This window comes from Pseudomonas sp. Ga0074129, assembly GCA_001465025.1.
In the GTDB taxonomy this organism is placed as follows: domain Bacteria; phylum Pseudomonadota; class Gammaproteobacteria; order Pseudomonadales; family Pseudomonadaceae; genus Aquipseudomonas.
On record LNDO01000027.1, the window covers coordinates 1 to 13,512 of the forward strand.

At 54.0% G+C, this 13,512-nt stretch carries 9 protein-coding genes; 3 read left to right on the forward strand and 6 right to left on the reverse strand.

Going from position 1 to position 13,512, the window contains the following annotated elements; translation table 11 throughout:
* The 3 genes from AUK77_RS01655 to AUK77_RS01665 all read left to right on the forward strand — a co-directional run.
* A partial coding sequence (locus AUK77_RS01655; RefSeq protein ID WP_296125508.1) for a hypothetical protein occupies positions 1–467 on the forward strand: 467 nt, incomplete at its 5' end.
* 436 nt (positions 468–903) lie between these two features.
* Positions 904–3,321: a helicase-related protein gene (locus tag AUK77_RS01660; protein WP_296125507.1), complete on the forward strand. Its 2,418-nt coding sequence runs from the start codon at positions 904–906 to the stop codon at positions 3,319–3,321.
* Between the two features lie 29 nt (positions 3,322–3,350).
* Positions 3,351–5,438: an NERD domain-containing protein kinase family protein gene (locus AUK77_RS01665; RefSeq protein WP_296125496.1), complete on the forward strand. Its 2,088-nt coding sequence runs from the start codon at positions 3,351–3,353 to the stop codon at positions 5,436–5,438.
* A 318-nt stretch (positions 5,439–5,756) separates the two neighbouring features.
* Here the strand turns inward: AUK77_RS01665 and AUK77_RS01670 are convergent, their stop codons facing one another.
* From AUK77_RS01670 to AUK77_RS01695, 6 genes are read right to left on the reverse strand one after another with little or no spacing between them, the layout of a single operon-like run.
* Entirely contained in the window at positions 5,757–6,530 is a 774-nt protein-coding gene (locus AUK77_RS01670) for a SprT family zinc-dependent metalloprotease (protein ID WP_296125498.1), read from the reverse strand.
* Positions 6,527–9,802 carry a type I restriction endonuclease subunit R gene (locus AUK77_RS01675; protein ID WP_296125499.1) on the reverse strand — a complete coding sequence of 1,092 codons (3,276 nt, stop codon included), beginning with the start codon at positions 9,800–9,802 and terminating at the stop codon, positions 6,527–6,529. The genes AUK77_RS01670 and AUK77_RS01675 overlap by 4 nt, the downstream gene beginning before the upstream one ends.
* Positions 9,799–10,902, reverse strand: coding sequence for a PD-(D/E)XK nuclease family protein (locus AUK77_RS01680; RefSeq protein ID WP_296125500.1), 1,104 nt, complete (start codon positions 10,900–10,902; stop codon positions 9,799–9,801). Before AUK77_RS01680 ends, AUK77_RS01675 begins: the two co-directional genes overlap by 4 nt.
* A 36-nt stretch (positions 10,903–10,938) precedes the next feature.
* Positions 10,939–11,943, reverse strand: coding sequence for a virulence RhuM family protein (locus tag AUK77_RS01685; RefSeq protein WP_296125502.1), 1,005 nt, complete (start codon positions 11,941–11,943; stop codon positions 10,939–10,941).
* 11 nt (positions 11,944–11,954) lie between these two features.
* On the reverse strand, positions 11,955–13,178 hold the full coding sequence (locus AUK77_RS01690; protein WP_296125504.1) for a DUF6161 domain-containing protein: 1,224 nt from the start codon (positions 13,176–13,178) through the stop codon (positions 11,955–11,957).
* On the reverse strand, positions 13,175–13,339 hold the full coding sequence (locus tag AUK77_RS01695; protein WP_296125506.1) for a hypothetical protein: 165 nt from the start codon (positions 13,337–13,339) through the stop codon (positions 13,175–13,177). The genes AUK77_RS01690 and AUK77_RS01695 overlap by 4 nt, the downstream gene beginning before the upstream one ends.
* Between the last annotated feature and the right edge of the window lie 173 nt (positions 13,340–13,512).

Here is a 13,512-nt window from a genome sequence, read left to right on the forward strand (position 1 = left end):
GCGAAGATCAATTTACGCCCACGCAAACGCCTGGGCTGGAAGACACCGTACGAAGTGTATGCAGGGGTGAGCGTTGCACTTATGGGTTGAATTCAGGGCCCTTTGACTTCTGCGACCCTCACGAACTACCTGCTGAGGAGTACAGCGACCTGGGTCTGTGCGACTCGCTGGAGTACGAGAAAACTGAGATTCTTAGGGCCTATGGCGTATTTCAAACCAAGCATCCGCAGGAGCCCGGCTGCTACTTCAGTGACAAGCCGCCAGTAGCAGAAACGCCATCGATCAATGCCGAAAAGCGCTCGAAAAAACAGGCTGAAAACGCAGAGAGCCCTAGCGACTTTGAGACCGAGGAAGAGAGCAGTGACGATGAGGCTGATGAAGCACCATCCCAATGGTCGGCCGCGCCGCTCGCATCTGCCTTGCACGCACAGCATACCGACCAAACCTCACCAAGCATTGAGCCCTAGGATAAAGGACTAGCCCATGAAGCCCCTCAGACTTACCCACGTTCCAGGTTGCTGGGTCAGCCAAGCATTGCCCAGCGGCCAGAGTGAGCGCCGGGGCATCGTCAAAATGGCCATTGCTAAAGAGGACGAAGATCAGCTTCAGGTTCACTGGTTTAGCCCAGAGAAGAAGCTGGGCTATGTCGATGCATCTGCCGTGCGCTCGGGCTTTCAAAATGGCATGGACGTGGTCGACGAAACCCCTGGTAGCGGTGTTCGCTCACTGGGGCATGGCGTCATCATGCAGCAGCGCACCTTGGCAGGAAGCGAACAGGTATTGGTCGATTTTCCAGAGCGTGGTGAGCGCCATTGGCTGCCCTATCAATATCTGCGTCAGGTAAAGGGCGTTAAGCATCGCTTTGTCACCGCCAGCAAAGGCGAAGCACACGATGCCGAGCGTATGCGCCTGCGCATGCTGGCCCATGCCATCAAAGTATGGAATGAAAACACCGGCGCCCTTTCCCATCTAGAAATTGAGCCACTGCCTCATCAGATTCACTTGGTGCATCACATCCTCGCATCCGGCAACTTCAACTGGTTGATTGCAGACGACGTGGGGTTAGGTAAGACCATCGAGACCGGCATGCTGCTGCATGCACTGCGGCAACGAGACCTGGTGAAACGCATCCTGCTGATCACGCCCGCTGGCCTGACCAAACAGTGGCAGGAAGAGCTGTATCACAAGTTCAAGATCGAAGACTTCGAGATCTATGGCGAGGACTTCCGTATCAACGAACCCCGCCAGTGGAAGATGCACGACTGTGTCATCGGATCCATGGATCGACTCAAGCAGGAAGGTCACTTGGAAAGCCTGCTCCAGGCAGAACCTTGGGACCTGGTGATTTTTGACGAAGGCCATCGACTCAGCCGCCGCCAGTATGGGCAAAAGCTGGACAGTTCTGAGCGCTATGACCTGGCGAAAAACTTACGCAGCCAAACCAAGCACATGCTGTTGCTGAGCGCGACTCCTCACCAGGGCATGCAGGACAAGTTCGTCGCACTGCTAGAGTTGCTGCGCCCTGAGCGCCGTACCGAACTGATGGCGCTCAACCTGAAGCCTGAAATCCTGCATGACATGGTATTCCGCAACCACAAAGCCGACGTAACGGATGCGGAAGGGAACTTCATCTTCCAAGGTAAGATCACCAAGGCTTTGCAGGTGCCCAGCAGTCTGGAGTCCGTCGAGTTCGATAAAACGCTTCAGGACTATCTGCGCAAAGGCTACAGCGCAGGTGAATCGCTAGGCCGTAAAGGCAACGCCATTGGGTTCGTCATGACGGTTTACCGTAAACTGGCGGCCTCCAGCGCAGCGGCCATTCACCGGGCCCTGTGTAATCGCCTCCAGCGCCTACTCGACGATCAAGCAAACGGTACGTCTGCTGAAGAGCCCAGCGATGAGCGCTATCTGGGTGAATGGGAAGAACAGTTCACCAGCGACGCACGCGAGTTCTTTGCCGGCGAGGTGCAGCTGCTGAAAGATCTGATTGCTGAGGCCGCCGCACTAAAGGCGAATGACCTTAAGCTGAAGCTGTTTATCGAAGAAATCATCGGCAAAATTCACGCAACCAATGCCGATGAGAAAGTGCTGATTTTTACCGAATACCGCACTACTCAAAACTATCTGCGGGATGCTTTAGCTGAGCACTATGGCAGTTATCAGGTCGAGTTAATCAATGGCTCTATGCAGCATGCCGAAAGGCGTGAAGCCATCAAGCGCTTTGAAGAACAAGGGCGTTTTCTGATTTCGACTGAGGCGGGTGGGGAAGGCATCAACCTTCAGAGCAAGTGCCACGTCATGGTCAACTATGACCTGCCCTGGAACCCTATGCGCCTCGTACAGCGCATTGGCCGCCTGTATCGCTATGGGCAGAAGAAGAAAGTGGTCGTGTTCAACATCCAGCAAAGCGACAGCCTGGATCAGAATATCGTCGACCTGATGTATGAGCGGATCGACAGGGTGGTGACTGATCTGGCCGAGGTTCAGCAGCATGAATTCAATGATAGCCTGAAAGACGAAATCCTCGGTCAGTTGGCCGAGTTGATTGATGTGGAAGAGATCCTGCAACAAGCCACAAAACTCGGCATCGACCGAACCCGTGAGCGTATCGATGAGGCGTTAGAACAGGCACGCACAGCTGCCGCCAAACAACGAGAACTGTTTGTCCACGCCGCTACCAGCGACCCCAATGAGCTACGCGACGAGCTGCAAATCACCGTCGAGCACCTCTACAGCTTCGTCCTGGGCATGTTCGAACAACTGGGCATCGAAGTTGCGGAACGCAGCCATAAAGAACGGCTTTTGCGTATTAGATTGTCCGAGCAGGTGATGCGCGACATGGGGCTTTCTCCCAAAGCTTCTCAGCGTATGGACGTGACCTTGGATCGCATGCTGGCCGCTAACCGGCCTGACACCCACATGCTCGACCTCAACTCCAAGCTGATGCAATACCTGCTGGGTAAAGCCTGCGAGCACGACTTTGGCGGCTTGGCTGCAATGCTAAAAACACCAGAACTAGAAGAGGGTGCTCTGCTTGGCGCCATGCTGCGCTGGCAAGGCCCCCAGGGCAAACGTATGCGCCAGGAATTTGTTGCCGTTCAGGTTAGCGGTGGCAAAGCCAAACTGAACTCTGCAAAGGCCAGCCAATGGCTCCTGAGCCCTGCCGAACACAGCAGCCTTATCCCCGACCCTGAAGCCTCCAAAGGGCTATTCAAGGTTGCGGAAGAAACGGCTAACCAGCGACTGGCCGGTGCTAGTAACCGCTACCTGATACCCGAGAATTTGGACTGGGCTGCCGCAGGCTGGACGCAGCTAAGTTGAGCCCTACAACTCAGGATAAGGAGTGAGTCATGGCAAAGCACGTCCCCTTCACCAAAGCAGTCAATGCAGCAGAAGAGTGGGCATTTTCTCTGTTGAAAACTGCCCTTCCAGATCACTATTGGCTGCTGACCAACATCGAGCTACTGACAGAAACCGGGCAGGCAATGGAAATTGATGCCGTCGTCGTCGGTGACTGGGGCGTGTATTTGATCGACGTGAAGGGCTATAGCGGGACGCTAGAAGCGGGGAAGGATGTTTGGCTACTTGATGGTCGCCCTGTTGATAACGCTTTGCGTAAGGCTAACCAGAACTCCCGTGTGCTTGCGGGCCGAATTCGTAATCGGGCTGGAATAGGTTTGTACGCGCCGTGGTGTCAGGGTGTTGTGCTTGTGACCGGCGATAGAGGTCATAGCATCTCGCTTATTAAAGATGAGCCCTCCCTACAAGTGTGGACGCCAGATGGGATCACCAAGGCGTTGACCAGCGCTGAGGGGCTGACAGCCACAAAAGCCTACGAGCTGATCGATGCTCAGCGCGAGCTTGTCCTCGCCACTCTAGGGCAATTGCGTCAGCAGATAGCCGAAAACAATCGATTCCAACAGTACCAAAAAACACAGTGCCTGCTCGATCAGAATGGCCTTGAGCTATGGATGGCGGAGTATCGCTTGGAGAACTGGAACTCCAAGTGGATGCTGAAAATCGTGAATCGCCCCAATTGCGAGAGCCAGGAGCGGCGTGATCAGCTTCAAGCGCAATTGCGTGACGAGTTTCGGTTACTACAAGAGTTGGCTGGCTTAACCGGCGTGACCTACAGCGCGCCGCTGATTGATGACGGTGAGCTGATGGTGCTGCCAATCAGTATGCCCAAGGGCAAACCGCTCTCTCTGGTTGATCTTTCGAAGCATTCCGAGGAGTCCGCCAGGTCAACGCTGATTTCTGCCTTAACAGCAATCCAAGGCATCCATCGCCGTGGAGCCACCCTGGGCAGGGTTTCCGTGAATTCAATCTATCTCACTGATGCGGGTGAGGTTTGCTTTATCGATGTCCTGAACAACCATAGCGCTGGCGACGATATCGACCTCATCACCTCGCTGTTTAAACCCTTGGTCGACACGCTTAATTGGGAAATCTCCGGAAGCAACGATGCAGAAGGGCAGGAGACCTCAGAGCGCCTATCACAGTTGATAGCGAACCTTATGAGCGAGCGAGCTTCAACTGCACTTGCGCCATCAGGCGCTCCTTTTGAGGCTGAGCCAGGAGCAGTTCTCGACAATCGTTATGAATTGGTCGAGCAGGTCGATGAGGATGCTTTCTCAAGCATCTGGCGATCTCGTCATGTCGCTGGACGCTTCGAATGCGCGGTTCAGATTTACGACGATGCTGATGAAGTTTGGGAGCTTGTGGCTGATCAATATCATCGGCTCGCTCAGATTTATCATCCCGCACTGGAGAGAGTATTCGATCTTGCTCGAATCCCTAACAGCGATGCTTACTTCATCAGTCGAGCATGGGCGAGTGGTGAGACGCTGTTTGACCAAGCGTCTATCAGTGCCGAGGAGTTCCGGCACTGGCTGGAGCAATTACTCGCGGGGCTTGGCTATCTACACAGACTGGGGTTCACCCATCGGAACATAACCCCGCTCAACATCTTAGTGGATGGCGCTCGGGCTACCTTGGTCGGCATGAGTTCCCTGCCAGCCGAAGATCGTCGAGTGGGTGATCTTCGATACAAATTTCCAGGCGTTATCGAGCAGGGCTGGTCTGCTTTTGCAGACTTGTATGCGCTTTGGACTTCATTACTGGATGGCCTACAGCCCGGCCTATTGAAGCAGGCGGGGGGCGATCTTGAGCGTGCGATACAGCAAGTCACTCACCCTGCGCTTAATAATGGCCTAAAAGCCAAAGTAGCGAAGCTGCTGCACGAAGGCACTGCTTTCGATGCTGATGACTACGTCGCATGGTTTGGTCTGGGCATCACTGCCCAGCAGACCAAAGATTTACCCGACGCGTTTGCCAAAAAATGGGGCATCAGCAAGGGCTACATGACGTTCTTGGTTGTGGACATGTTGAACGATCAACGGCCCCGCATTCGCAGCCAATGGGTACAAAACCAATAAAGCCTCGATGAATGCGACCTTTAGCAGGTTGAAATCAGCCGGGATCGTCGATGAATACAAGACCAAGCATCGCCTGACGGAAGTTTTTTTTGCTGACTGGGAAACCGCTCATACCTAATAAGCTTCGTAAGTTTGGATACCTTGCATATTTCTAAATCGGGGAAAGTTAATTGGGTTTCATAGGGTCTAAATCACTGAGTTTTTGGCCCCCCACTCGGCTTCAAGGCTGCTATCGAATTGGTAGCTTTTGAGCCGTTCTAAATTGCGGAAGGCTTGGCCACCATCGGGGAAGGCATTCTTACCAAACCCCAGAAATCATTAGCCATTCAGCAAAGTAGCCGCCATACCATCCAGCCGCTTTTTGGTCTTTTCCCATTGCGGCATCACCTGCTGCATAAGTCGATAGAATCGCTCGCTGTGGTTGTGTTCGGCGATGTGGCAAAGCTCATGCAAAATCACATAGTCGATGCACTCACGGGATGCTTTAACCAAGTGGGGGTTGAGGGTGATACGGCCTGCGGGGGAGCAGCTGCCCCACTGCGTTTGCATGCTTAGGATGCGCAGTGGTGGTTTGGCAGCAACCCAAAGTGCTTGTTGCATGACGGCCTCCAGCCGTCGATCAAAAACCTCGCGGGCGCGGGCTTTGTACCAGGTGTGCAGGAGTTCGCGAATCTTCTCTGCCGACTTCACCCGGACAGACACTTCCAGCTTGCCTCTCAACAGGCGCACCTGCTGCAGCTCATCAGGCGCTTCTATAACCTTGAGCACGTACTGCTTGCCTAGGTAGTAGTGACTTTCCCCGCTGATGTACTGCCTTGGGCGGACATGCGTAAGCTGCTCACGAAACTCACGAAGTTGTTGGTAGATCCAACGCCCGCGTCGCTTCAGCGCGGCCAATACCTGTTCATCGCTGGCGTCATCCGGCGCGCTGACGCGCACACGGCAATCTGGATCGACCTTAATCAGAATGCGTGAAACTTCGCGAGCCCTTTGCGCCCTCTCAACCTGTATCAACTCATCGGCGTAGTGAAAGCTCAGCCAACTCGATACTGCGGAGGCAGAAGGAGCACTTATAACGATGGGTACGCTCATACGCCGGACAAGCCTACTCGCGTGATTTGCACCACCCACTCAACCATGGCTTTCGCCTGATCCATACCAGCACCTACGGCTTTGCATTCCTTGAAGAGCAACGGCAGTAGCTTCTTACGGATATCGCTTTCGATATTTTGCGGGTTGATTGAATGCTCAGCCACGGAGGTCATGACCATCTCATCCAGGCTGAAAGCCAGTTTTACCCAGTGTTCCTGTACCTGCTCATCAGCTGAAGTGAGAGCGTCAGGAAGGCTCTTCTTGAAAATACCGAAGTACGCCTGGGCATGGCGGTTACCTGCAAAAACATCAGGCAGCTCATCAAGCTTACGGGCCTGAACCTGCTGCTCAAATTCGTGGAATAGCAGGTACTGCTTGAGCGGATGATCAAACAGCTTTGCCGCCTCTTCGATGGCCTGGCGCAGTAGCTTGGAGAACGCTTCCTGAGCATAGGGGTCATCACGCAACTCCTGCTCGATCATCTTGCTGACGCGGGTCTTGATAATGTCAGTTTCGTTGCGGGTTTTGTCCTCACTCCACTGCTCAGGCTTGTTCTGCCCCATCTTGCCGACTTCGTAAACGCCGCCTGGGTCTTTAACCTCCACGCCTACCACGTGCTTATCCAGAAGCTTGCGCACCTGTTCGGCGTACTGGTCATAGTTCACAGTTTCGCCGGCATCCTGTTTGGCCAGTTGGCGCAGGCTGGAGAACTGCTTGAGGGTTTCCTTGTAATGGGTACGGTCGGCATCGCTGAAGCTGGTGTCTTCGAAGAAGGACGCGGACTGCAAAGCAACTTTTAGGCAGCTGGCAAACTCGGTTAGGGCCTCGTAGAAGTCATCGCGCACCTTGAGGTTCACATCAACCAACTCGCCGTCACGCTCCTGCATCTTGGGCACCAGTACCTGGCGCAGCTGCTCGATATCTCCTTTGTTTTTCACATCGGAAAAAATCGCCCAGAGATTTTTATGCAGCTGAGGTAGCCGTTTGTACTCGCTGCTCATCTGGTTGTAGAGCCCAGCGATGTCATTGATGTCATAGCCGCCCTGGGTGCGCGAAGCCAGATCCTGATACTTCTGAATGGTGGTATCCAGCTCGGAAAGAATGCCGCGGTAGTCAATCAGCAGACCGAATTTCTTTAGCGGATGCAGGCGGTTTACCCGAGCAATGGCCTGAATCAGGTTGTGTTCCTTGAGCGGCTTGTCGATGTAGAGCACGGTGTTTTTCGGCTCATCGAAGCCCGTCAGTAGCTTGTCCACCACGATCAACAGCTTGAGCGAGTCATCCTTATCGAAGCGCTCGATCAACTGCTTGGTGTAAGCCTGCTCATCGGTGCTGCCAACGTTTTTCTTCCACCATTGGGTTACCTCAGGTGAGGCCGCTTCATCCACGTCAGTGTTGCCCTCACGGCTATCCGGCGGGCTCATCACCACGGCACTTTCAAACAAGCCGGCCTCATCCAAATACTGTTTGTACTTGATTGCTGAGGCTTTGCTGTCACAGGCCAGCTGGCCTTTGAGACCCTCGTCGATGTTCTTCACGAAGTGGTTGGCGATATCCAAAGCAATCAGACGAATACGGTCATCAGCGCTGTATATCTGGCCTTTCTTGGCGAACTTGCGTTTGAGATCGGCCTTCTGCTGCTCGTTAAGCCCTTCGGTGATGCGCTCAAACCAGCTATCGATAGCACGCTCATTCACATCCAGATCGGGAATGCGCTCCTCATAGAGCAGCGGCGTCACCGCCCGATCTTCCACCGCACGTTGCATGGTGTAGGCATGCACGATGGGACCAAACTTGTTCGTCGTCTTGTCATCCTTGAGCAGCGGCGTGCCGGTGAACGCGACAAAGGCCGCATTGGGCAGCGCCTGCTTCATGCGGATATGGTTTTCACCGCCCTGGCTGCGGTGACCTTCATCGATGAGCACAATAATGTCAGCGCTGGTGTTCACGCACTGAGGCAGCTTAGTGGCGCTGTTGAACTTCTGGATCAGCGAAAAAATGATGCGTTCATTACCCTTGCCGATTTGCTCAGCCAAGCGCGTGCCGGAAGTGGCCATGGCCGCCTCGCGGTCCCTCTTGCCGGCCAGCTCACCGCCCGAGGCAAACGTTTTGCTCAGTTGGCTTTCCAGATCAACCCGGTCGGTGACCACCACAATGCGGCACTGCTTGAGTGAGTCATGCAGGATCAGCGCTTTGCTTAAAAAAACCATAGTGAAGGATTTGCCCGAGCCGGTTGTATGCCAGATGACACCGCCCTCACGACCGCCATCTTTGCGCTTGTGGCTAATCCGCTCGATCAACCGCTTGATGCCGAAGACCTGCTGATAGCGAGCGACGATTTTTCCGGCTTTCTTATCGAACAAGGTGAAGTAGCGGGTCATCTCCATCAGACGGGCAGGGGAAAGCAGGCTGATAAGCAGCTGATCCTGGCCAGTCAGCGCCAGCTCACCACCGGCTATCAGGGTTTCATACCAGTCCAGGTCACGAGCAGGGCGATGGCTGAAAATAGAGGTTTTCTGCTCTGCGCTAAGCTTGCGATTCTTCAGCGCATACGACTCAGCGGTGGCGATATCTTCCTCGCGCCAAGCTGCCCAAAATTTCGCAGGTGTACCGCAGGTGCCATAGCGACCATCGCTGCCATTAATCGACAGCAACAGTTGGCTGTAGGCGAATAGCCTAGGGATTTCATCGTGGCGCTGGTTGCGCAGACTCTGCGAAACACCTTCGTCGATGGTCGGGCCTTTCAGCGCATTGCTATCGGGGCGCTTGGCCTCGATCACCACCAGCGGGATGCCGTTAACGAAGCACACGATATCTGGCCTGCGGGCTTCTACACCGCCACTGCGCAGTACGCGAAATTCTTCAGTGAAGATAAAGCTGTTATTGGCCGGGTTATGCCAGTCGATCAATGCCACAGTCGGGTTGGCTTTTTTGCCATCCACGAACTCAGTTACCGAGATGCCATACAGCAAATGGTTGTAAAGCCGCTCGTTGGCTGCCTGCAGCCCTTCATTGAGCGCAGGGCTGCACACTTCACTGATCAGGTTATCGATAGCCTTTGCGGAAAGCGGGTACTCACCGCCTCCAAACAGGAAGCGCCGCTTACTTAGTTGCTCGCGCAGCACATCACGCAACACAACTTCATCGCTCTTTCCGCCCCGCGCGGCCAAAGCCTGCTCGGGAGAGAGGAACTGCCAGCCGAGGTTGCACAGCAGAGCCAGAGCCGGAAGTTTGGCACTGTATTCTTCCTGGAATTTGGGTACAGCGATCATTGTGAAAGACCCGCAGCTACACGCTTCGAGAATTGCGGGCGTAGCTCGTTTTCGAAGGTCATCAGTAGCTTCATTTTCTCAACGATCAAGCCAAGCACTTCCTGCTCATCGAAGTGATTCAGCACCCAGCTGAAGCACAAGATGCTATCGCTCTTCTCAAGCCACATATTGGTTTCATTGCCCATAAACAGCTGTTGACCCAGCTCCTTCAGCTTCTCATCGACATCACATAGGTACACCCGAATCGAGGGTTTCATCGCGCTGCTGGCACCACTCAGGTAGAGCACGACATCGGACCATGTTTTCCAGCTTTTGGAGGCATAACGCAGTGCTGGGCCATTCTCCCAATTATGTCGCCGGGTATAGCGTTTGTAGCCGGACACTTCTGAATCCAGCTTATCGAGCACCTTAGCATCGAGGGCATTTATGACTTGGTCCTTGAGGCGCGTCAGCTTGTTGATTTGATGTAGGTGCTCGATAACAAAGTTGACGGCTTTGGCGTCCATGGCCTTCTCCACAGTGATGTTTTCCAGGTGCAGCAGGAAGTCGCGGGCAAACACCTGCCACTTATCTACAGGATGAGTCAGCATGCGCTGAGCCAGTTGCTGACGTGCGGCTTCAATAAATTGCGCATAACTCAAACCATGCCATGCGGCCCGCACGCTTTTGCCTGATGGAGAGAGCACGGCATACACCAGCGGGCGCTCACCGTCGTTGAGTTCGCGCTGAGCGAAGGCTTCATAGTCGGCAAAGGGGTTCACTTGTCCGTGGAAAATCTTGTTTTCCAAGAGCAGGTCCCATCCATCACCGGGGAGCACCAGGTCGATTCGGTTGCTGTTATGGGTGACCACCTCGCGCTGGGGCGCCGCTCGCAAACTAGGCGTCAGCATTGAGGTATTGGGTAGGCAATTCAGTAGCGCAGTGAGGAAGCACTCTTCCAATCCATGCACCTGCGCTGGATCGAGAAAGAACGCCAGCAGATCTGTAGTGGGGTTTTCGTAGTAGCCGCGCCCACCCAGGGCAAAAATACTCGGCTCCCGTTCAGGCTGATAAAAGCGCTCGGCCTTCGCCAGCAACGCGCGCAGTTGTTCCAGATCCATGGTGTAACTCCCTGATCGAGTAAGCGGGTAATCCGGTCACTTGGATTTCTTCTTTGCACTCAGCTGCTTTTCCAAACGCTCCAAGGCTGCCAGCTCTTGCGTGTCCGCTGCCAGGGCTTCGGCACTGCGGCGGTGTTGGTCGAATGTCTCGTAGCGCTCGTGCGCCACCTGCTTCATCTGCTCATGACTGATGCTGCCGGCGGTGCGCAGCAGCGGTTGCTCGTTAAAGGCCATAAAGCTGTCGATGTACTGCCGCCAGTCAGCAAGTTGCAGATGCTGGCGCTGCTCGGCGCGTAGTTCGGCGAAGTCGAGGAACATGCTGACCAGGCGATTGAGCTGGTCCAGCTCCTCGGCATTCAGGTAGTTCTTGGCCACAACGACATCAGCCTTGCGTACCCGATCGCCCTTGAAGCTGAGCAGGTTCATGTTCGGCGCGTCGGCATCGGCACGGCGAACGATCAGCTCGGCGGCGGTATGGCCAGTAACGGCGAAGAACAGCTTGTTCTGCACTTCGGCAAACAAGCGGGCGGTGTCCTGCTCATTGGCGCGGTAATCCTCGGCCAGTGTGAAGAGGTCGCGCACCTTCTGGTAGAAGCGTTTCTCCGAGGCCCGTATGTCGCGGATGCGCTTGAGCAGCTCATCGAAGTAGTCCCAGCGAGGCTCCTTCAGCCGGGCATCGTCCATCACGAAGCCCTTCTGCAGGTACTCACCCAAGGTACGAGTGGCCCATTGACGGAACTGAGTGCCACGTGTCGAGCGCACGCGGTAACCCACGGCGATGATCATCGGCAGGGCATAGAGGTGGGTCAGGTAATCCTTGCCGTCGGCGGCAGTAGTAAACTTCTGGTTTACAACTGCCCCTTCAACCAGCTCCCTATCAGCGATGACGGCTTGAATATGCTTGCCGATATTCTGCTTGCTGGTCTGGTACAGCTCGGCCATTTCCAGTTGCGTTAGCCATACTTGGCCATCCAGTACACGCAGTATCAGTTGAGCTTCACCGTCGTCACTGGTGTAAAGAATCAGGTCATTAGCATCCATGTTATGGGCCCCTACCTCTTTAGCGTTGAGCGCAGCATTTCAGATGCTCCGGGCATGGTTGGTCCGTGCTCCTGCGCCAACAAGCCGGTTTCGCTGCGGCTGAACAAGGCCTGCAAGACAATATCCCGCGACTCCTTGTCGATCTCTGCTTCGTTAGTGAGCGACAAATACAGGTAGGTCAGCTGCTCACGCTCTTCAGCATCGCGCATCAAGTGGAACGAGCTAAAAGCTAGCCGCGACAGCACCCTCAATAAAAAGGCGTACACACCGGCAATGGAGCCATAGAGAATTACGCCCTGAATCGTGTTGAGCTGCACGGGGGTCTCGCGACCTTGTAGCCACGTGACAAAAATCTCTTGGAAATTGATCGCAGCGACGACGACCAGCGCAACAATAGCCAGCGTCCAAAGCCCGCCTTGTATCCCAAACTTACGCGCTGATTTTGCCCAGTATTCGGCAGGCTTTTTCAGTTTCAGCTTTTCTTCGTAGGTGTTTTCAAGGATTGCGACTTTTTCAGTCCACTCGGTTAATTGCCGTTCAAATGCATTGGACTGCGTTTTTATCTTGCGGCGGCCTAAGGCTTTTTGTACCCGTACAAGCCTGCTGCTCTCTGCTCTGTTCTGTGTGTCCCAGTCTTCAATGCTGGTTTTCAGCTCGTCCACTTCAGCAAACAACATATCTTTGGCTTCTGCGAACTGTGTTCGTAGATGTCCGAGCGATACTTTTTCGCCATTGCGCCGCTTTGTTATCTGGGAATCTTGGTTGGCAAATTCGTAGGCATACATATAACCTTTGAAATGCTCGATATTAGAAATACTTTGTACTGAATTTCGAATCGAAAAATCCAAGAAGGCACTGCCCGTAGTTTCACCATGTTCTTTGAGGCATTGCACAAATGGCTCCACATAAGGGTGGCCACTCCAAAGCCAGTCTCGCTGTAATCGCTGAAAATAGCTTTGCTGAACCTGCTGCAGTTGACGGCTTAGATCGTCGTCAGTCCAAGCGTCTATGTTTTCCTTCCAATCCTTTATCGCATTAACCGCTTGGGCGAACACTTCACCTGCATGTAGATGCGTATGGTTGGTATGGCTTCTCTCGGACTGAACGATCTGCTTACGCTCTTTCCAAAAGCTGGCTTCTGCCTCAAAGAAAGCCAGCAAGGAGCGCAAGCTTTGAAAGCTCGCGGCATGCCCCGTGCAGTCGGTCAGTTGAAAACTAATGGTGCGATCCTTCACATAGCCTCCTTGGCATCAACAGTAACCCTGCGCTTGCCTGTGAGCAGTTGTTGCATCAGGGCTTTTTTCTCTTGTTTCAGGCAATCGAGTTTGGCTTGTAGGATTTGGATTTCGTGGTGTGCAACGGATATCACTTCAGCAACAGCAGCTTGCTCATCCAAACATGGTAGCTTGAGTGAAAACCCTGCCAGTGCATCGAAACTTACGGAGTCTCGAACAGAACCTTGGGTACTTGAGCCCTGAATTCATAGAATAAGTGCAACGCTTGAAACGATAGGCAGAGGGCCAGCCACCGGTAGAATCCAGGCTCTCACACCAAAGGATTCAAGCGCAG

What these genes read in the sequence shown, in the direction of transcription:
- AUK77_RS01670 (WP_296125498.1), bottom strand. Translation starts at nt 6,530, where the DNA reads ATGAGCGTACCCATCGTTATAAGTGCTCCTTCTGCCTCCGCAGTATCG.
- AUK77_RS01660 (WP_296125507.1), top strand. Translation starts at nt 904, where the DNA reads ATGCGCCTGCGCATGCTGGCCCATGCCATCAAAGTATGGAATGAAAAC.
- AUK77_RS01675 (WP_296125499.1), bottom strand. Translation starts at nt 9,802, where the DNA reads ATGATCGCTGTACCCAAATTCCAGGAAGAATACAGTGCCAAACTTCCG.
- AUK77_RS01665 (WP_296125496.1), top strand. Translation starts at nt 3,351, where the DNA reads ATGGCAAAGCACGTCCCCTTCACCAAAGCAGTCAATGCAGCAGAAGAG.
- AUK77_RS01680 (WP_296125500.1), bottom strand. Translation starts at nt 10,902, where the DNA reads ATGGATCTGGAACAACTGCGCGCGTTGCTGGCGAAGGCCGAGCGCTTT.
- AUK77_RS01685 (WP_296125502.1), bottom strand. Translation starts at nt 11,943, where the DNA reads ATGGATGCTAATGACCTGATTCTTTACACCAGTGACGACGGTGAAGCT.